Genomic DNA, 19,522 nt, shown 5'->3' with positions numbered 1-19,522 from the left:
CTCCTTAGAGATCGAGAACCAGACGTTCCGGATCTTCGAGGCTCTCCTTGACACGCACGAGGAAGGTGACCGCTTCCTTGCCGTCGACGATACGGTGATCGTAGGACAGCGCCAGATACATCATCGGACGGATGACCACCTGGCCGCCGATCGCAACCGGCCGCTCCTGGATCTTGTGCATGCCGAGAATGCCGGACTGCGGCGCATTGAGGATCGGCGAAGACATCAGAGAACCGTAGACGCCGCCATTGGTGATGGTGAAGGTGCCGCCCTGCATGTCGGCCATAGCAAGCGAGCCGTCACGGGCCGCCTTGGCAAGGCGGCCGAGTTCCTTCTCGATTTCGGCGATCGACATCTGGTCGGCGTCGCGGATAACAGGAACGACGAGGCCCTTGTCGGTGCCGACGGCCATGCCGACATGGCAGTAGTTCTTGTAGATGATGTCGGTGCCGTCGATCTCGGCATTGACTGCCGGCAGTTCCTTCAGGGCATGCGTCACCGCCTTGGTGAAGAAGCCCATGAAGCCGAGCTTGACGCCGTGCTTCTTCTCGAAAATGTCCTTGTACTTGTTGCGCAGGTCCATGACTGCCTTCATGTCCACCTCGTTATAGGTGGTCAGCATGGCGGCGGTGTTCTGCGCGTCCTTGAGGCGCTTGGCGATCGTCTGGCGCAGGCGCGTCATCTTCACGCGCTCTTCGCGTGAGGCATCCTCGACCGTCGACGGGCCACGCGCTGCAACCGGCGCCGCTGCCGGTACGGCCGCCGGAGCGGAAATGCCCTTGGCGACGGCGGCGATGACATCGCCCTTCAGCACCTGGCCACGTTTGCCACTGCCGTCGACCTGATCGGCGGAAAGATTGCTTTCAGCCAGCATCTTCGCAGCCGCCGGTGCCGGCGGCATGGTGGAGACGGAAGCACTCGACGACGATGCAGCGGCAGCAGCAGCTGGCTGGGCCGCGGCAGCCGGGGCTGGCTGGGCGGGAGCGGCGGCCGGTGCGGCAGCAGCCGGCGCGGCGGCGGCGCCGGCACCTGCGGAGATCTGGCCGAGCAACGCACCGAGGCCGACGGTCTCGCCGGCGGCAGCGACGATTTCCGAAAGCGTGCCGGAGACGGGCGCGGGAACTTCGATGGTCACCTTGTCGGTTTCAAGCTCCAGAATCGGCTCGTCAGCCTTGATGGCGTCGCCGACCTTCTTGAACCAGGTGCCGACGGTTGCCTCGCTGACGGATTCACCGAGAGTTGGAACGCGGATTTCTGTGGCCATTGTTCAAATCCTGATTTCGTGTGTTTTCGTTTATGCGTTTCAGACGGCGGGCGGCCGCAAAATGATCGAGGGCATCGGCAGGATATCGAAACGGAAACCGAGACCGGAAGCGATGATGGGATCGCCGTCGGCAAGCGCTTGTGCCGCCGCCTGATCCTCGACTTCGACGACTGCCATGCCGAAGGCGCCTTGACCCTCGAACACGGGACCGACGACAATTGCCGATCCCGCAAGGGCCTGCCGATGCCAATATTCGACGTGGCGTTTCATCGCCGCCATTTCCTCCCCCGTCCCGTCGTGCGGAAAAGTGGGGCGCGGCGGCAGCAGTCTCAGAAAGAAGTAAGCCATTGCGCCCCCCTTGATTTAGCCGCCCAATGCATCCTCGAGGAATGCGGCGAGCTGAGACAGATGCTTCGACATCAGGCCCGTCGCCGGCGAGGCGGCGGCCGGACGGCCGGTATAGCGGACGCGCTGGTATTTCGCATCGATATGGGCGAGCACCCATTCGAGGAACGGGTCGATGAACGACCATGCGCCCATGTTCTTCGGCTCTTCCTGGCACCAGACCATCTCGGCATTGCGGAAGCGCGACAGCTCGTTGATCAGCGCCTTTGCCGGGAACGGATAGAGCTGCTCGACGCGCAGGAGATAGATGTCGTCGATGCCGCGTTTTTCACGCTCTTCGAGAAGATCGTAATAGACCTTGCCGGAGCACATGACGACGCGGCGGATCTTGTTGTCCTTCTGCAGCTTGATCGGGCCGTCCTTGATCACCTCGGCATCATCCCACAGCAGGCGGTGGAAGGCGGATTCACCGGCCAGTTCGGCAAGTGTCGAGACCGCTCGCTTGTGGCGCAGCAGCGACTTCGGCGTCATCAGGATCAGCGGCTTGCGGAAGTCGCGCTTCAGCTGCCGGCGCAGGATGTGGAAATAGTTCGCCGGCGTCGTGACATTGGCGACCTGCATGTTGTCTTCCGCGCAGAGCTGCAGGAAGCGTTCCAGGCGAGCCGAGGAGTGCTCCGGACCCTGACCTTCATAGCCGTGCGGCAACAGGCACACGAGGCCGGACATGCGCAGCCACTTGCGTTCGCCCGAGGAGATGAACTGGTCGAAGACCACCTGCGCGCCGTTGGCGAAATCGCCGAACTGCGCTTCCCAGAGCGTCAGCGCATTCGGGCGGGCGAGCGAGTAGCCGTATTCGAAGCCGAGCACGGCCTCTTCCGAAAGCATCGAATTGATGACTTCGTAGCGGGCCTGCGTCGGCGAAAGATTGGCGAGCGGAATGTAGCGTTCCTCGGTCTCCTGATCGTAGAGAACCGAGTGACGCTGCGAGAAGGTGCCGCGTTCGCAATCCTGACCGGACAGACGGATCTTGTGGCCTTCCAGGCAGAGCGCGCCAAAGGCGAGCGCTTCGGCCATCGCCCAGTCGAGGCCCTCGCCGGTGGCGATCATGTTGGCCCGGTTTTCCATGAAACGCTGGATCGTGCGGTGCGCATTGAAGCCTGCCGGGATTTCCGAGAGCTTGCGGCCGATCTCCTTCAGCGTCTTCATCGGCACCGCGGTCTTGCCGCGGCGCTGTTCGTCGGCATTGTCGGCCGTGCGCAGGCCCGACCACTCGCCATCCAGCCAGTCGGCCTTATTCGGCTTGTAGTGCTGGCCGGCGTCGAACTCCTGCTCGAGATGCGCGCGCCAGTCGGCCTTCATCTTCTCGACTTCGCCTTCGGTAACCAGTCCCTCGGCGACCAGGCGGGCCGCATAGAGCTGCAGCACGGTCTTGTGGCCGCGGATCACCTTGTACATCTTCGGCTGCGTGAAGGACGGCTCGTCGCCTTCATTGTGGCCGTAGCGGCGATAGCAGAACATGTCGAGTACCACAGGCTTGTGGAACTTCATGCGGAATTCGGTCGCGATCTTGGCTGCGTAGACGACCGCTTCCGGATCGTCGCCGTTGACGTGCAGGATCGGTGCTTCGATCATCTTGGCGACGTCGGACGGATAGGGCGACGAGCGCGAGAAGGCCGGATTGGTGGTGAAGCCGATCTGGTTATTGATGATGACGTGCATGGTGCCGGCAACACGGTGGCCGCGCAGACCGGAAAGACCGAGGATTTCGGCAATGACGCCCTGGCCGGCGAAGGCCGCATCGCCATGGATCAGCAGCGGCAGAACCTTGGCGCGTTCGGAAAGCGGAATGATGTCGCCTTCCCACACCGTAGCGCTCATGTCCTGCTTGGCGCGAGCCTTGCCCATCACGACAGGATCGACGATTTCGAGATGCGACGGGTTCGCCGTCAGCGACACGTGTACCTTGTTGCCGTCGAATTCGCGGTCGGAGGATGCACCGAGATGGTACTTGACGTCGCCCGAGCCTTCGACTTCATCGGGTGCGTAGGAACCGCCTTTGAATTCGTGGAAGATGGCGCGGTGCGGCTTGCCCATGACCTGCGAGAGCACGTTGAGGCGGCCGCGATGGGCCATGCCGAACACGGCTTCCTTCAGGCCGAGATGACCGCCGCGCTTCAGGATCTGCTCCAGAGCCGGGATCAGCGATTCGCCGCCATCCAGGCCGAAGCGCTTGGTGCCCTTGAACTTGACGTCGAGGAACTGTTCGTAGCCTTCGGCTTCGACGAGTTTCGAAAGGATCGCCTTCTTGCCCTCAGGCGTGAAGGCCACGCCCTTGTCCGGGCCTTCGATGCGCTCCTGGATCCACGCCTTCTCTTCCGGGTTGGAGATATGCATGAATTCGACGCCGAGTGTCGAGCAGTAGGTGCGCTCGAGGATCTCGATCATTTCGCGGATGGTCGCGTATTCCAGGCCGAGCACGTTGTCGATGAAGATCTTGCGGTCGTAATCGGCTGATGTGAAGCCATAATTTTCCGGCGACAGCTCGCGATAATCATCGACGGTGGCGGCGATTCCGAGCGGGTCAAGCTTGGCGTGCAGGTGGCCGCGCATGCGGTAGGCGCGGATCATCATGATGGCGCGGACGGAATCGCGCGTCGCCTGCAGCACGTCGGTGCTGTCGGCAGGCTTGCCCTCGGCTGCGGCCTTGGCCTTAACCTTCGTCTCGATCACCTTCTCGACGATGCCCCAGTCGCCGTCGAGAGCCGACACCAGATCGCCGCCGGCTGCCAGAGGCCAGTTCTTTCTACGCCAGGAAGCTCCCTTTGCCGCCTTTTTCACATCGGCAGGATCGTCTTCCAGCGCCTTGAAGAAGGCGCGCCATTGATCGTCGACCGACGCCGGATCCTCTTCGTAGCGCCCATAGAGCTGCTCGATATAGGCCGCATTGGCGCCATCCAGAAACGAGGTGATCTGAAACTGCTCGTTGGCTTCTTGCCGTGCCATGGTGATATGCGAACGCTTCCGTCCGCCTCCTGACTTTGATGATTTTGCCGGATCGATCGCCGGCTGCCGCATTCCGATCGCCGCCTGTCCGCGGCGCATCTGCTGCTCTCGTATCCAAGCCGGGCGGAAGGCGCAGATGCCGTTCCTCCGCCCGGTCTATAGGCGGCTTCAGCCCTTCAGGACTTCCACCAGCGTCTTGCCGAGGCGGGCCGGAGACGGAGACACCTTGATGCCAGCCGATTCCATCGCCGCGATCTTCGATTCAGCGTCGCCCTTGCCGCCGGATACCACGGCGCCGGCATGGCCCATGGTGCGGCCCTTCGGTGCCGTACGGCCTGCGATGAAGCCGGCCATCGGCTTCTTGCGGCCCTTCTTGGCCTCGTCCTTCAGGAACTGGGCTGCGTCTTCTTCGGCGGAGCCGCCGATTTCGCCGATCATGATGATCGAAGTCGTGGCTTCGTCGGCGAGGAACATCTCGAGCACATCAATGAACTCGGTGCCCTTGACCGGGTCGCCGCCGATGCCGACGGCCGTCGTCTGGCCGAGGCCTTCGTTGGAGGTCTGGAAGACGGCTTCATAGGTCAGCGTGCCCGAGCGGGACACGATGCCGACCGAACCCTTGCGGAAGATCGAGCCCGGCATGATGCCGATCTTGCATTCTTCCGGCGTCAGGATGCCCGGGCAGTTCGGCCCAAGCAGGCGCGACTTGGAGCGGTCGAGGCGAGCCTTCACGCGCACCATGTCCATGACCGGAATGCCTTCGGTAATGCAAGTGATGAACGGTATCTCGGCGTCGATCGCTTCGATGATGGCATCGGCAGCGCCCGCCGGCGGAACATAGATGACGGTCGCATCGGCGCCGGTCTTTTCCTTGCCCTCGGCAACGGTCGCGAAGATCGGCAGGCTTTCGCCCTTTGCGCCGGTCCAGGTTTCACCACCCTTCTTCGGGTGGATGCCGCCGACCATCTGGATGCCGTAATAAGCGAGCGCCTGTTCGGTGTGGAACGTGCCGGTCTTGCCGGTCAGACCCTGAACGAGGACCTTGGTGTCTTTATTGACGAGAATAGACATTCTTTCCGATCCCTCAAAATTAGCCGTTGATCGCCGCGACGATCTTCTTGGCCGCATCGTCCAAGTCGTCAGCCGCCGTGATCGCGAGACCCGACTCGTTCAGGATCTTCTTGCCGAGCTCGACATTGGTGCCTTCAAGGCGCACGACGAGCGGAACCTTGAGACCGACTTCCTTGACCGCGGCAATGACGCCTTCAGCGATGACGTCGCACTTCATGATACCGCCGAAGATGTTGACGAGAATGCCCTCGACCTTCGGGTCTGCGGTGATGATCTTGAAGGCCGCAGCGACCTTCTCCTTGCCGGCGCCGCCACCGACGTCGCAAAAATTGGCCGGCTCCTTGCCGTACAGCTTGATGATATCCATCGTTGCCATGGCGAGGCCCGCGCCGTTGACCATGCAGCCGATATTGCCGTCGAGCGCGACGTAAGCGAGGTCCCACTTGGAAGCCTCGATTTCCTTGGCGTCTTCTTCGGTCTCGTCGCGCAGCGCCCGGACGTCGTCGTGACGGAAGAGCGCGTTGCCGTCGAAGGACATCTTGGCGTCAAGAACGCGCAGATGGCCATTCTTCATGACGATCAGCGGATTGATTTCGAGAAGCGACATGTCCTTCTCGTTGAAGGCCTTGTAGAGCAGCGGGAAGAGCGACTTGGCGTCTTCTGCGGCAGCACCTTCGAGCTTGAGAGCGGCGGATATCTTGGCGACGTCGGCAGTCGTCACGCCGGCTTCCGGATCGATGGCGATCGTCTGGATCTTTTCAGGCGTATCGTGCGCGACGGCCTCGATGTCCATGCCGCCTTCGGTGGAAACGACGAAGGCGACCTTACCGACCGAACGGTCGACCAGCAGCGAGCAGTAGAGTTCGCGTTCGATGTCGGCGCCGTCTTCGATGTAGAGACGGTTGACCTGCTTGCCGGCTTCGCCGGTCTGCGCGGTCACCAACGTGTTGCCGAGCATCTCCTTGACGTTGGCAACGACGTCTTCGATCGACTTGGCGAGACGTACGCCGCCCTTGGCTTCCGGCGACAGCTCCTTGAACTTGCCCTTGCCGCGGCCGCCCGCATGGATCTGGCTCTTGACCACGTAAAGCGGGCCGGGAAGCGACTTGGCGGCCGCCTCGGCTTCTTCGACCTTGAGAATTGCCACACCCTCGGCAACCGGCGCGCCATAGCCCTTCAGCAGAGCCTTGGCCTGATATTCATGAATGTTCATGGGTCTATCCCTGTTTCGATTACTTCAGCGCCGATTACTTCAGGGCAGGCGCGATGTTGATGCAGGCTTCGCACAGACCGGCGACAGCGGCCACCGACTTGTCGAAGGCTTCCTTCTCAGTCTTGTTGAGATCGATCTCGATGACGCGCTCGACGCCGCCGGCGCCGATGACGGTGGGAACGCCGACATACATGTCCTTGACGCCGTATTGGCCGGTCAGATGGGCCGCGCAAGGCAGGACGCGCTTCTTGTCTTTGAGATAGGATTCGGCCATTTCGATCGCCGAGGCAGCCGGCGCATAATAGGCTGATCCGGTCTTCAGCAGGCCGACGATCTCGGCGCCGCCGTCACGGGTGCGCTGGATGATCTCTTCGAGGCGCTCCTTGGTGACCCAGCCCATGGTGACGAGGTCGGTGAGCGGAATGCCGCCGACCGTCGAGTAGCGGGCGAGCGGCACCATCGTGTCGCCGTGGCCGCCGAGAACGAAGGCCGTGACGTCCTGAACGGAGACGTTGAATTCCTTGGCGAGGAAGAGGCGGAAGCGCGAGGAGTCGAGAACACCTGCCATGCCGACGACTTTGTTGGCCGGAAGGCCGGAAAACTTCTGCAGCGCCCAGACCATGGCATCGAGCGGGTTGGTGATGCAGATCACAAAGGCGTTCGGGGCATACTTCTTGATGCCGGCGCCGACCTGCTCCATGACCTTGAGGTTGATGCCGAGAAGATCGTCGCGGCTCATGCCCGGCTTGCGCGGGACGCCGGCGGTGACGATGCAGACGTCGGCGCCTTCGATCGCCGAATAGTCGCTGGCGCCGGTCAGATTGGCGTCGAAGCCTTCGACCGGCGAGGACTGTGCGATGTCGAGGCCCTTGCCCTGGGGGATGCCGTCGGCGATGTCGAAGAGGACGATGTCGCCCAGTTCCTTCAGGCCGGCCAGATGCGCCAGCGTGCCACCAATCATGCCAGAACCAATGAGTGCGATCTTGTTACGCGCCATTTCGCTGTTTCCTTTGCGATCAAATTCGTCGAACGACGCTTGAAGGCACCGCCCAATGACGCACTCGCATAGACCCAAAGGCTAAAAATGGCAATCCATTAATTTTGATGCAGCATTTTCAATCGTTTAGATACTAAAATTCTTACGTAAACGTAAGATATTTTGTCACCGCATTGTTACTCTGCGGCGCGTTTCTTATGGTGCAGCGCAAGATATTCCGCGCTCCGCATCTCGAACAGGCGTGATGCCGCGCGATCGAATTCAAAGCTCTCGGTGCCACGACGGTTGACGAGCAAGTCCTCCGGCATCGCCGCTGCCGATATGTAAAGCCGCACGGCATGATCGTAGAGCGTATCGACCAGAATGATGAAACGCTTGATCTGGTTCCGCTTCTCCGGCCCGAGCAAGGGAACGTGATCGAGGAAGACCATATCGAAGCGTTCGGCGATGGCCAGGAAGTCGGCGGCCCCGAGCGGCTTGTCGCAGAGATCGGCGAAAGAGAAGCGCGCCATGCGGTCGGCGGCAAGCGGCACGTGGATGGAGCGCCCCTTCATCGGTATATCGAGCGGCTGCGCCTTGCGCCCATGCAGCGCCTGCGTCCAGGACGCCTCCATCGCCATGTCATTATGTTCGCTGAGCGGCACGAGATAGACCGGCAGGCTATTCAGCTTCTCCATCCGGTAGTCGGTCGGCGAATCCAGTGTGACGACATCGACATGCTGCTTGAGCAGAGCGAGGAAGGGCAGGAACAGGCCGCGATTGAGCCCATCCTTGTAGAGATTGTCCGGTTCGACATTCGAGGTCGCCACCAGCACGCATCCCCGCGCGAAGAGTTCGGAAAACAGCCGCGACAGGATCATCGCATCGGCAATGTCGGTGACGGTGAATTCATCGAAGCAGAGCAGTTCCGCTTCATCGTAGAGGGCTGCGGCGACCGGCGGCATCGGATCGGCCTGCTTCGTCTCGCCGTTCTTGAGCTTCAGCCGATGTGCCGCGATACGGTTGTGAACATCCGCCATAAATTCATGGAAATGCGCCCGGCGCTTCTTCCTGCACGGCGCCATGGCAAAGAACATGTCCATCAACATGGTCTTACCGCGTCCGACGCTGCCGTGAATATAGAGTCCCTTGATGCCGTCGGCGGCTTTCTTCTTCTTGGCAAACAGCCAACCGAGCGCGCTCGTTTTGGCCGCCGGCCGCAGTTGCTTCAGCCCGGCAAGCACCCGATCCAGGCTTTTGGCCACCTCCATCTGGGCGGAATCGACCTGCAACGCACCGGCAAGCGTCAGCGATTTAAGCTGTTCGCAAACGCTGAGCGTATAATCTGGCATTGGCTGCATGAGGGCACGTCCGCCTGTCGGTCATCAGCGGCGCACCGCCGGATCGTTCGCCGCGCGGTTCGTTTACCGCGCCGGTTCATTTACCGACTGAGGCTGATCTGCTGACCCGTATTCGTCTGGCCCTGGAAGCGATTGTCGGCCGTCTTGTAGACGCTGCCGATCTGGTTGCCCGAACGATCTTTGAGCAGCACCTGCTTGCCGGCGACCTCCCAGGAGCCCATCGCCGTCAGCTCGCCGACGCAGCCGCGCGTGCCGCCACGCGACCCGCTGCCGAGATTGGTGAGCGTCAGGAACATGTCGCAGCTGCCGTTGACGCGCCAGCTTCCGACCATCGATTCCTTGGTGACGTCGAGCGCATTCGCTGCCATGGCGCCTGACTGCGCCCCAGGCATCGGTGCCGTCGCCGTCGGCGCGGCCGGAAACTGCGAGCTGCCGGTCGGCGGCGGAAGCTGGCCGCCCTGCACAGAGGGCACAGGCTGCGCCGTCAACGGCGCCGGTCCGGCGTTCGAGTTGGAGCTATAATCATATGCCGTACGCTGACAACCGGCTAGCGCGAGAGCCACCACCAGACCTGTCATCGCATATCGCAACTGCATCATCATACTCCTGAATTCGGCTATCGCCGCAAGAACGGGCGTGAGACAAGTCCGATTATCGTAATTCGCTTTGGTTAATCAAGTCGGGTTGCAGAAATTGCCCGTGACAACACCTAACCGAAAAACGATACAGTTCAACTGCCCTGCTGCAAAACTTCCTGCACATGAATTTTGTCAGGAAGGTGTTGCGCGCGCGTATCTCCCCGACTCCCGCAGTGATCAGACCCGGCGCTCGACCATCATCTTCTTGATTTCGGCGATTGCCTTGGCCGGATTGAGGCCCTTCGGGCAGGTCTGCGCACAGTTCATGATCGTGTGGCAGCGGTAGAGGCGGAACGGGTCCTCGAGATTGTCGAGACGTTCGCCGGTCGCCTCGTCTCTGGAGTCGATCAGCCAACGATAGGCCTGCAGCAGAACGGCCGGACCGAGATAGCGGTCGCCGTTCCACCAGTAGCTCGGACAGGAGGTCGAGCAACAGGCGCAAAGGATGCATTCATAAAGACCGTCGAGCTTCTGCCGGTCCTCGTGGCTCTGCTTCCATTCCTTGGCCGGCGTCGGCGACACCGTCTTCAGCCAAGGCTCGATCGAGCGATGCTGGGCGTAGAAGTTGCTGAGATCGGGCACCAGATCCTTGACGACGGGCAGATGCGGCAGCGGATAGATCTTCACCGCGCCCTTGATATCGTCGAGGCCCTTGGTGCAGGCAAGCGTGTTGGTACCGTCGATGTTCATCGCGCAGGAGCCGCAGATGCCCTCGCGACAGGAACGGCGCAGCGTCAGCGTCGGATCGATCTTGTTCTTGATGTAGAGCAGGCCGTCGAGAACCATCGGGCCGCAATCGTCGACATCGATGTAGAAAGTGTCGATCGACGGGTTCTGACCATCATCCGGGCTCCAGCGATAGACGCGGAATTCGCGCGTGTTTGTTGCACCGGCCGGCTTCGGCCAGACCTTGCCTTCGCGCATCTGGGAGTTCTTGGGGAGAGCGAGTTCAACCATGCGAGGTTCCTCTTGAGATCAGTAGACGCGCGCCTTCGGCTCGATCTTGTGCGGATCGATGCCTTCGGCGATCAGCTCGGTGTGAACAGGCCTATAGTCGAGTTTCACCTCGCCTGCCTCGTTCACCCAGGCGAGCGTATGCTTGCGCCAGTTGACGTCGTCGCGGCCGGCGAATGCGCCCTCGGTGTAATCCTCACGTGCGTGCGAACCGCGGCTCTCCTTGCGGGCCTCGGCGCCGTAGATCGTCGTGATGGCGTTTGCCATCAGGTTCTGCAGCTCGAGCGTTTCCACGAGGTCGGAGTTCCAGACCATCGAACGGTCGGTGACTTTCAGATCGCGCATTTCCTGCCAGATCGCCGAAATGCGCCGGCAACCGGATTCCAGCGATTCCTGGGTGCGGAACACCGCCGCGTCTTCCTGCATGGCGCGCTGCATCTTCTCGCGCAGCGCTGCCGTCGGCGTGCCGCCGCTGGCGTGGCGCAGGCCGTCGAAGCGGTCCATGATCTTGTCGCAGGCGGCTACGTTGAGATGCGGGATCGGCGCCGCCCGGTCGATGACCTCGCCGGCGCGGATTGCGGCGGCGCGGCCGAAGACCACGAGGTCGATCAGCGAGTTGGAACCGAGGCGATTGGCGCCGTGCACCGAAGCGCAGCCTGCTTCGCCCACAGCCATCAGGCCGGGAATGATCCGCTCCGGATTGGCGCCATCGGCGTTCAGCACTTCGCCCCAATAGTTGGTGGGGATGCCGCCCATATTGTAATGAACGGTCGGCAGAACCGGGATCGGCTCGCGTGTGACGTCGACGCCGGCGAAGATCTTGGCGCTCTCGGAAATGCCCGGCAGGCGTTCATGCAGAACGGCCGGATCGAGATGGTCGAGATGCAGGAAGATGTGGTCCTTGTTCTTGCCGACGCCGCGGCCTTCGCGGATCTCCAGCGTCATGCAGCGCGAAACGACGTCGCGCGAGGCAAGATCCTTGGCCGAAGGCGCATAACGCTCCATGAAGCGTTCGCCCTCGGAGTTGACGAGGTAACCGCCTTCGCCGCGCGCGCCTTCGGTGATCAGACAGCCCGATCCGTAGATACCGGTTGGGTGGAACTGCACGAATTCCATGTCCTGCAGTGGCAGGCCGGCGCGTGCCACCATGCCGCCGCCGTCGCCGGTGCAGGTATGGGCAGACGTTGCCGAGAAATAGGCGCGGCCGTAGCCGCCGGTCGCCAGCACCACCATCTTGGCGGCGAAGCGATGGATCGTGCCGTCATCGAGACACCAAGCGACGACACCGGTGCAGCGGCTGCCGTCTTCGGACATGATCAGGTCGAGCGCAAAATATTCGATGAAGAATTCGGCATTGTTGCGCAGCGACTGGCCGTAGAGCGTATGCAGGATGGCGTGGCCGGTACGGTCGGCGACGGCGCAGGTGCGCTGCACCGGCGGGCCCTCGCCGTAATTCTGCATGTGGCCGCCGAAGGGGCGCTGATAGATCTTGCCCTCCTCGTTACGCGAGAACGGCACGCCGTAATGCTCGAGCTCATAGACCGCCTTCGGCGCTTCCATGGTCAGATACTGCATGGCGTCGACGTCGCCGAGCCAGTCCGAACCCTTGACGGTGTCGTAGAGATGCCACTGCCAGCTATCCGGCGTCATGTTGCGCAGCGAGGCGGCGATGCCGCCCTGCGCCGCTACGGTGTGCGAGCGGGTCGGGAAAACCTTGGTGATGCAGGCGGTACGGAATCCCTGCTCGGCCATGCCGAGCGTCGCGCGCAAACCTGCGCCGCCGGCGCCAACGACGATCACGTCATAGGAGTGGTCGACATATTTGTAGGCCTTGCCATTCTGGGCTGGTGAAGTCGGTGCCATGTCGAGCTTATCCTACGAATGCAATTTTCAAAATGGCGAAGAGACAGAGGCTGGCGACCACGATCGCAAAGAACGTGTTCAGCATCAGCAGAGCGATCTTTCCGAATTCGCCATGCACATAATCCTCGATGATGACCTGCATGCCGAGCTTCATATGGATGACGCCCGATATCACCATCAATCCCATGACGACGGCGACAAAGGGGTTCGACAGGGCGCGAACAACATCCGCATAGGGCGCGCCGGCATAGGTGATCATGAAGATGACGAAGAAGAGGATCAACGGAATATTGGAGACCGCGGTCAGCCGCTGACGCCAGAAATGGCTTGTGCCTTCCTTGGCGGAGCCGAGCCCGCGAACCTTGCCGAGGGGGGTGCGCATATCCATGAGAGGACCTTCAGAAGCGAATGAGAAAGCCGATCGCCCAGACCAGCACGGTCAGACAGAGCGAGCCGATGACGTTGGCGATGGCGAGCTTGGTCGAGACTTCCTTCTCGAAGCCGTAGCCGAGGTCCCACATGAGATGGCGGAAACCGCCGAGCATGTGGTGCAGCAGTGCCCAGGTATAGCCGAGCAGCACGAGCTTGCCGAGAAGGCTGCCGAGCACCCAGTTGGCCCAGTCGTAGGAGCTCTGGCCGCTTGCCGCTGCGATCAGCCACCAGGCGACCAGCAGCGTGCCGACGTAGAGCGCGCCACCGGTGATGCGGTGGACGATCGACATGACCATGGTGGGAATAAGTTTATAGACTTGCAAATGCGGCGACAGGGGCCGGTTATTTGTCACGTTCGCCATCAGAACCTCGCGGCGGCTTCTCTGCGCTCCCGGATTTCGGAGCATGCTCAGTCAACCACACGAATGACAAAATTCTCTGTGTGCGTTGCATCAATTGCGCACGTTTAATCACCGGAAAGCCATACGACAAGCACAATCGCTGTCTGCTTTTAATTTAATCGATTCGGGTTACCGGGAAGTTTGCGGACTAACGAAACTGGTCTTTTCCGCTCAATATTTCGGCCACTTCTCAGGCGCGCATGGACAAGCTGCAGCTTTTGGCGCAATCTGGCGTTAACGATTTGTTAACGATTGCAATTCCGGAGGCCGGCGTCGATGTTTCGCAGTCTGTCGAGAGCTACCTTGCTTACCCTTGCCGCGCTGGCCGCACTTCCCGCCATGGCGGGCGAGCACCGCGACGATCGTCGCTTTCCCCATCGCCGTGTCTTTCACGATGGACTTTATCTCGGCGAAAGGCTGAGTTGGCGCGATCGCGGCATTCGTTTCGACAGCACCTATGGCTATCGATACGGCAGAAAGCGGATGCCGATGCTGGAACGGTTTTCGCCGCCGACAGCCAATCGCGTCACCCGCGGCAGTCTCGTCGTCCTCCTGCCCCAGACAGCCGGCGGATACGGCAGCGGCACCTATGCCGGGTCTTCCTATGTCTACGAGACCGACGGCGGGACCTATGTCGGTGGCAACGGCTACGGCTACTATCCTGCAGCCCGGCCTGAGACGCTGGCGCCGAAGGCAAAGGTCATCGACGTCGCCATCCAGGACGATCCCTGCTCCTATGAAGCCAATGTCTGCGTCATCCGGCCTTAACCGCATGGCGCATCGCGACGCGCGTTAGAGTTCCGTATCAGCCGGGCGCGAAGCGCCATACGGTCGTCTTCTTGATGTCGCTATCCTCTAGCGCCCGCGTCACCGCCACCTGATAGACGGCGCAGAATTCCAGCCGGTCCCGCGGAAGGTAGCTGCGCCCGGGATCGCCGACCAGTACCGGCCTGCCCTCGGCCGCCAGCCGCGCGAACCAGGGGACGAGCGCATCGGCGAATGTGCGATCGTAAAAGACATCGCCGGCTAGCACGATGTCCGCCTCGACGCTCGCACCGACCAGATCGGCGCCGGTAAATCCGAGCGCAACATGATTGGCCTCGGAATTCAGCCGGATTGCCGTCTTTGCCCAGGGGTCGATATCGGCAGCCATCACCTCCCCGGCGCCGGCCATAGCCGCCGCAATGCCGACAAGGCCGGAGCCGCTGGCGAAATCCAGCACGCGTTTGCCCCGCACCATGTCCGGATGATCGAGGATGTAGCGCGCCAGCCCCTGCCCGCCCGCCCAGGCAAAAGCCCAGAAGGGCGGCGGCAGGCCGACGGCTTCCAGCTCCTCTTCCGTTTTCAGCCAGAGTTCATGCGCCTCGTTCGCCAGAAAGAGCGAAATCTCCGGCACCTGCGGCGGCGGCAGCAGACTCGTATTGGCGCGAATGAAGGTTTCCGGGTCGGTCTTCAATGGTCTTCAGCGCGGCGGATTGTCGAGGCCGCCCATGCGGCAGACTTCGGCCCATTCGTCATCCGTCACCGGCTGCACGGAAAGGCGCATGGAGGTGACGAGCGACATTTTGGCGAGTTTCGCATTCGCCTTGATGTCCTTCAGCGTTACCGGCTTCGGCATGTCCATGACGGCGCGGATATCGACGCAATCCCACTTCGGATCGCCCTTGCCGCTGGAGTCGGGATGCGACAGCGCTGCGACTTCGACGATGCCGACGATCTCCAGCCCGTCATTGGAATGGTAGAAGAACCCTTTGTCACCAATCTGCATCGCCCGCATGTTGTTGCGCGCCAGATAGTTGCGCACGCCGGTCCATTCCGTGCCTTTTTCACCGGCGGCCTTCTGCTGCTCCCAGGACCAGGAGGCAGGTTCGGATTTATAGAGCCAATGCGCCATGCTCACGCCTCCGGCTTGTTGAAGACCCAGTTGAAGGGCTTGATATCGACGCTTTCGAACAAACCGGCCATGGCGTAAGGGTCGGCATCGGCGAGCGCCTTTGCCTCTTGCGCTGTCTCCGCCTTGACAAGCACCAGACTGCCGCAGGCCTTGCCTTCGTCGTCAAGGAAAGGGCCGGCCATGGAGAGCTTGCCTTCGGCATTGAGTTTGTCGAGATAGGCAAGATGCGTCGGCCGCGTCTCCATGCGAACGTTCAGATGTCCCGGCTTGTCCTTGCAGAGCAGGGCGAAAAGCATGTCTGTTCTCCTATTCGGTGGTGATTGGACGCGTCATCAACTGCTCGATGGCGTCTGATATGTCGAGCCGGCCGTCGATGATGGCGGAAACGGCATCCGTGATCGGCATGCTGATCGCAAGCCCCGCGGCAAGCCGGGAGGCGACGGAAGCGGCAAACGCACCCTCCACCAGGGCGCCGTGGGTGGGATCGGTCTTTTCGCCGCGCCCGAGCGCAATGCCGAAACGCAGGTTTCGCGATTGATGACTCGTTGCCGTCAGCACCAGATCGCCGAGACCGGAAAGTCCGCGCACCGTATCGGCCTGCCCGCCTTTGGCCACGACGAAGCGCGACATTTCCGCGAGACCACGGGCGATCAATGCCGCACGGGCGGATTCGCCGATGCCGCGGCCCTCGACGATACCGCAGGCGATCGCCAGCACATTTTTGAGCGCGCCGCCGAGCTGCACGCCGATACGATCGGTGGAGGCATAGAGCCGGAAGGTCCGTCCGGAGATCGCCTGAGCGAGCCGCTCGGCTGTCTCCATGTCATTAGCCGCAATCGCCATCGCCGTCGGCAGCCCTTTGGCGATATCGGTGGCAAATCCCGGGCCGGAGAGAACCGCCACCGGATGGTCCGGCAGTTCCCGCTCGAGCATATCGGTCAAAAGATTGCCCGTCGTCCGCTCAATGCCCTTGGCGCAGGTGACGACAACGGCATCCTTTGACAGGTAGGGACCATATTGCCGCGCCGCGTCGGCCTGTGCCTGCGACGGCATCGCAAAAAGCACGATGGACGCCCCGGTGATCGCATCCGCCTCGGCGGAAAATTCCAGGGCTTCGGGCAGCGAGATGCCGGGCAGCACGGCATCATGCAGCCGTTCTTCTTTCAGATCCTCGATCAGGGACGGATCGCGCCCGACGAGCGTCACGGCGCTGCGGCCGGCAAGGGCGATCACAGCGGCAAGCGCCGTGCCGAATGCGCCCGATCCGATGACGGCGATCTTTTCACTCATGCCTTGGCTCCTCTCTTTCCAAAGCCGATCAGCGTTTCGGCATTGGCATCGAGCGGCCAGCGCGAACGCGGCTGCACGTCGAGTGTATCAGGCGCTACACCGGTCGCCATGCGCTCGAGCCCCGCCCAGGCGATCATCACCGCATTGTCGGTGCAAAGGCTGAGCGGCGGCGCAATGAAGCGGAAGCCGTTCTTGTCGCAGAGCGCCCGGAGCGTGCCGCGCAGCTCGAGATTGGCAGCGACGCCGCCGGCAACGACCAGCGCCGGCTTCTCGCCGCTGCTCGGGAACTCCGTCTTGAACCGTTGCAGGCCGCGGCCGATGCGGTCCTTCAGCGTGCGCGAAATCGCCTTCTGGAACGAAGCGCAGATATCAGCCACATCCTGATCGCTGAGCGGCGCGATCTCTTGCGCCGCCTGCCGCACCGCCGTCTTAAGGCCGGAAAACGAGAAGTCGAGCCGCGCCTCGCCGACGAGCGGGCGCGGAAAATCGAAACGATCGGCATTGCCGTCGCGCGCCATCCGCTCCACCGCCGGACCGCCGGGATAGGGCAGGCCGAGCAATTTTGCCGTCTTGTCGAAAGCTTCGCCGAGTGCATCGTCGATCGTAGTGCCCCAACGTTCATACTGTCCGACGCCACGCACCAGGATCAGCTGCGTATGGCCGCCGGAAACGAGCAGCACCAGATAGGGAAAGGAGAGCCCGTCGGTCAGCCGCGCCGTCAGCGCATGGCCCTCGAGATGGTTGACCGCATAGAGCGGTTTGCCGGCGGCCCTGGCGATCGCCTTGCCGGTCATCAATCCGACAAGCAATCCGCCGATCAGACCCGGGCCTGACGTGGCGGCGATGGCGTCGACATCATCAAGCGACAGATTCGCGCGTTTCAGCGCCTGTTCGATCAGTTCGTCCAACGCCTCGACATGGGCGCGCGCGGCGATCTCCGGCACCACGCCGCCATAGGCGCTGTGCTCGTCGAGCTGGGAAAGCACGACGTCCGACAGGACGTTGCAATGCCCCTCCGCATCACGCTCGACGACGGCGGCGGCGGTCTCGTCGCAGCTTGTTTCGATGCCGAGGATGCGCAGAAAGGGAACCATTGGCCTGTTCGTTGATTGCGATGGAACGGAAACCCGTTTACGAGAATTCCGGTAACAACGGAACAGAGCGGATGCAAACAAAACCTTTCCGGATCGGCACGCGGGGCAGCCCGCTGGCGCTTGCCCAGGCGCATGAGGCCCGCGACAGGCTGATGGCGGCGCATAACCTGCCTGAAGAGATGTTCGAAATCGTCGTGCTGACCACCAAGGGCGACCGCATCACCGACCGATCGCTGGCCGAGATCGGCGGCAAGGGTCTCTTCACCGAGGAACTCGAGCAGAAGCTTGTGTCGGGCGAGCTGGATTTCGCCGTGCACTCCGCCAAGGACATGCCGACGCACCTGCCGGAGGGCCTCCACCTCTCTGCCTATCTGCCGCGCGAGGATATCCGCGACGCCGTCGTCGGTCGCACCGCACCCAGACTGATCGACCTGCCGCATGGCGCCACCGTTGGCTCTTCGTCGCTGCGCCGCCAGGCGCTGATCCGCCGTATGCGGCCCGACATCAACGTCATCACCTTCCGCGGCCTCGTCGAAACCCGCCTGCGCAAGCTGGAGGAAGGGCAGGTGGATGCGACCTTGCTGGCGCTAGCCGGCCTCAAACGACTCGGCAAGGTCGAGGTGATCACCGATATCCTCGACCCCGATAGCTTCCCACCGGCGCCGGCGCAGGGGGCGATCTGCATCGAAAGCCGCGTCGGCGACACAAAAATCGATGACCTCTTGGCGGCGGTCAACGATGCCGCGACCTTCGACACCGTCTCCTGCGAACGCGCCTTCCTCGCTGCTCTCGACGGCTCCTGCCGCACGCCGATCGGCGGCTATGCCGTTTGCGAGGGCGACCTCATTCGATTCTCCGGCCTGATCATCACGCCCGACGGCCGCAGCCAGCATGCGGTGACCACCGATGGCCACCGCCGCGACGCGGCCGCACTCGGCACCCGCGCCGGCCAGGATGTGCGCGCTAGAGCCGGCAGCGCCTTCTTCGACGACTGGCACTGAAGCGGCCATGCGTGTGCTCGTCACCCGCCCCGCGCATTCGGCGACAAGAACAGCACAACGTCTGCGCGACATGGGCCACGAGCCGCTGCTGCTGCCGCTGCGTCGGCCGGTGCACGACAGGGCCGCAGCCGCAAGCGCGCTTACGGCCAGCAGCGGTGCAATCGCTGTGACCAGCGCCGAGGCGGTCAGGGTCGTTTCCGCCCTCGGCGATCAGCTCTACCCGCATCTGGCCCGCCCGCTTTTCGCGGTCGGAGACGCGACGGCGCAAGCCGCGGAAAGCCTCGGCTTCCGATCGGTCGCCTCTTCCTCCGGCAACGGACGCGATCTCGCCGAGCTCGTCGCGGCGCAAGGGGTGAATGGTTTGCTCTATCTTGCCGGGATACCGCGCGCCGAAACTTTTGAACAAGGAATGGTCGAACGCGGCATCCGTTTTTCCGTCGCCGAATGCTATCGCATGACGCCGGTTGTTCCGAGCCCGATTGAGGTCGAAGCTCTCTTTTCCGGCGGCCGCCCGAACGCCGTTCTCTTCTATTCCCGGCAGGCGGTGGAAGATTTTTTTCACCTGGCAGAGCTGCGATCAGCCCTGTCGGAACACCGCGAAACCCGCCTTCTCTGCCTGAGCGAAGCGGTAGCACAGGCCATTCCGATGTCCCTGAAAAAAACCGTGGCGATTTCGTCCATGCCGGATGAGCAAAGTCTTTTGTCGCTGCTTTGAAGGCTCT

20 protein-coding genes are annotated in these 19,522 nt (G+C 62.2%); 3 read left to right on the top strand and 17 right to left on the bottom strand.

Translation table 11 applies throughout. The features are described 5' to 3' along the window. Positions 1-4 precede the first annotated feature (4 nt). From odhB to sdhC, 12 genes are all read right to left on the bottom strand, one after another. Positions 5-1,264: a 2-oxoglutarate dehydrogenase complex dihydrolipoyllysine-residue succinyltransferase gene (gene odhB, locus ACQ7C1_RS20775; protein ID WP_097598163.1), complete on the bottom strand. Its 1,260-nt coding sequence runs from the start codon at positions 1,262-1,264 to the stop codon at positions 5-7. A gap of 39 nt (positions 1,265-1,303) precedes the next feature. Beyond that, positions 1,304-1,612, bottom strand: coding sequence for a YciI family protein (locus ACQ7C1_RS20770; protein WP_085779703.1), 309 nt, complete (start codon positions 1,610-1,612; stop codon positions 1,304-1,306). Positions 1,613-1,627: 15 nt separating this feature from the next. Further along, positions 1,628-4,612, bottom strand: a complete 2,985-nt coding sequence (locus tag ACQ7C1_RS20765; protein ID WP_430959637.1) for a 2-oxoglutarate dehydrogenase E1 component — start codon at positions 4,610-4,612, stop codon at positions 1,628-1,630. Positions 4,613-4,780: 168 nt separating this feature from the next. Continuing rightward, on the bottom strand, positions 4,781-5,683 hold the full coding sequence (sucD, locus tag ACQ7C1_RS20760; protein ID WP_430959636.1) for a succinate--CoA ligase subunit alpha: 903 nt from the start codon (positions 5,681-5,683) through the stop codon (positions 4,781-4,783). Between the two features lie 19 nt (positions 5,684-5,702). Then, the gene (gene sucC / locus ACQ7C1_RS20755; RefSeq protein WP_085779704.1) at positions 5,703-6,896 is read right to left on the bottom strand and encodes an ADP-forming succinate--CoA ligase subunit beta; all 1,194 of its coding nucleotides are present in this window, start codon (positions 6,894-6,896) and stop codon (positions 5,703-5,705) included. 34 nt (positions 6,897-6,930) lie between these two features. Next, on the bottom strand, positions 6,931-7,893 hold the full coding sequence (gene mdh, locus ACQ7C1_RS20750; protein ID WP_004679265.1) for a malate dehydrogenase: 963 nt from the start codon (positions 7,891-7,893) through the stop codon (positions 6,931-6,933). Positions 7,894-8,069: 176 nt separating this feature from the next. Then, a complete protein-coding gene (gene zapE, locus ACQ7C1_RS20745; protein WP_430959635.1) occupies positions 8,070-9,233 on the bottom strand; it encodes a cell division protein ZapE in 1,164 nt (387 codons plus the stop codon). An 80-nt stretch (positions 9,234-9,313) separates the two neighbouring features. Next, positions 9,314-9,829 (bottom strand): protease inhibitor Inh/omp19 family protein, encoded by a 516-nt coding sequence (locus ACQ7C1_RS20740; RefSeq protein ID WP_088391343.1) that lies wholly within the window; start codon positions 9,827-9,829, stop codon positions 9,314-9,316. A gap of 219 nt (positions 9,830-10,048) precedes the next feature. After that, complete coding sequence (locus ACQ7C1_RS20735; RefSeq protein WP_285195351.1) at positions 10,049-10,828, bottom strand: succinate dehydrogenase iron-sulfur subunit; 780 nt, start codon at positions 10,826-10,828, stop codon at positions 10,049-10,051. Between the two features lie 18 nt (positions 10,829-10,846). Beyond that, entirely contained in the window at positions 10,847-12,688 is a 1,842-nt protein-coding gene (gene sdhA, locus ACQ7C1_RS20730; protein ID WP_430959634.1) for a succinate dehydrogenase flavoprotein subunit, read from the bottom strand. Positions 12,689-12,695: 7 nt separating this feature from the next. After that, the gene (gene sdhD, locus ACQ7C1_RS20725) at positions 12,696-13,076 is read right to left on the bottom strand and encodes a succinate dehydrogenase, hydrophobic membrane anchor protein (RefSeq protein WP_085779708.1); all 381 of its coding nucleotides are present in this window, start codon (positions 13,074-13,076) and stop codon (positions 12,696-12,698) included. A 10-nt stretch (positions 13,077-13,086) separates the two neighbouring features. Further along, positions 13,087-13,482 (bottom strand): succinate dehydrogenase, cytochrome b556 subunit, encoded by a 396-nt coding sequence (gene sdhC / locus ACQ7C1_RS20720; RefSeq protein WP_064811779.1) that lies wholly within the window; start codon positions 13,480-13,482, stop codon positions 13,087-13,089. A 315-nt stretch (positions 13,483-13,797) separates the two neighbouring features. Between sdhC and ACQ7C1_RS20715 the strand changes: the two genes are divergently transcribed. After that, the gene (locus tag ACQ7C1_RS20715; protein WP_430959633.1) at positions 13,798-14,289 is read left to right on the top strand and encodes a hypothetical protein; all 492 of its coding nucleotides are present in this window, start codon (positions 13,798-13,800) and stop codon (positions 14,287-14,289) included. A 37-nt stretch (positions 14,290-14,326) separates the two neighbouring features. Here the strand turns inward: ACQ7C1_RS20715 and ACQ7C1_RS20710 are convergent, their stop codons facing one another. The 5 genes from ACQ7C1_RS20710 to tsaD are packed head-to-tail and all read right to left on the bottom strand — an operon-like array spanning position 14,327 to position 17,799. Next, a complete protein-coding gene (locus tag ACQ7C1_RS20710) occupies positions 14,327-14,977 on the bottom strand; it encodes a class I SAM-dependent methyltransferase (protein ID WP_430959632.1) in 651 nt (216 codons plus the stop codon). Positions 14,978-14,983: 6 nt separating this feature from the next. Beyond that, a complete protein-coding gene (locus ACQ7C1_RS20705) occupies positions 14,984-15,415 on the bottom strand; it encodes an EVE domain-containing protein (protein WP_430959631.1) in 432 nt (143 codons plus the stop codon). A gap of 2 nt (positions 15,416-15,417) precedes the next feature. Next, on the bottom strand, positions 15,418-15,711 hold the full coding sequence (locus ACQ7C1_RS20700; protein ID WP_085779712.1) for a YciI-like protein: 294 nt from the start codon (positions 15,709-15,711) through the stop codon (positions 15,418-15,420). 10 nt (positions 15,712-15,721) lie between these two features. Further along, positions 15,722-16,705, bottom strand: a complete 984-nt coding sequence (locus ACQ7C1_RS20695) for an NAD(P)H-dependent glycerol-3-phosphate dehydrogenase (protein WP_430959630.1) — start codon at positions 16,703-16,705, stop codon at positions 15,722-15,724. Further along, positions 16,702-17,799, bottom strand: a complete 1,098-nt coding sequence (tsaD, locus tag ACQ7C1_RS20690; RefSeq protein ID WP_430959629.1) for a tRNA (adenosine(37)-N6)-threonylcarbamoyltransferase complex transferase subunit TsaD — start codon at positions 17,797-17,799, stop codon at positions 16,702-16,704. Before tsaD ends, ACQ7C1_RS20695 begins: the two co-directional genes overlap by 4 nt. Before the next feature lie 71 nt (positions 17,800-17,870). On the opposite strand from tsaD, the gene hemC reads away from it, so the two are divergent. Together hemC and ACQ7C1_RS20680 are read left to right on the top strand one after the other, a co-directional pair. Then, on the top strand, positions 17,871-18,800 hold the full coding sequence (gene hemC / locus ACQ7C1_RS20685; protein ID WP_430959628.1) for a hydroxymethylbilane synthase: 930 nt from the start codon (positions 17,871-17,873) through the stop codon (positions 18,798-18,800). A gap of 7 nt (positions 18,801-18,807) precedes the next feature. Further along, positions 18,808-19,515, top strand: coding sequence for a uroporphyrinogen-III synthase (locus tag ACQ7C1_RS20680; protein ID WP_430959627.1), 708 nt, complete (start codon positions 18,808-18,810; stop codon positions 19,513-19,515). Positions 19,516-19,522: the final 7 nt, after the last annotated feature.

This window comes from Rhizobium sp. Nf11,1 (assembly GCF_050587665.1).
Lineage (GTDB): Bacteria > Pseudomonadota > Alphaproteobacteria > Rhizobiales > Rhizobiaceae > Rhizobium.
Note: the sequence above shows the minus strand (reverse complement) of the source record. Positions and strands in the feature narration are given on the sequence as shown.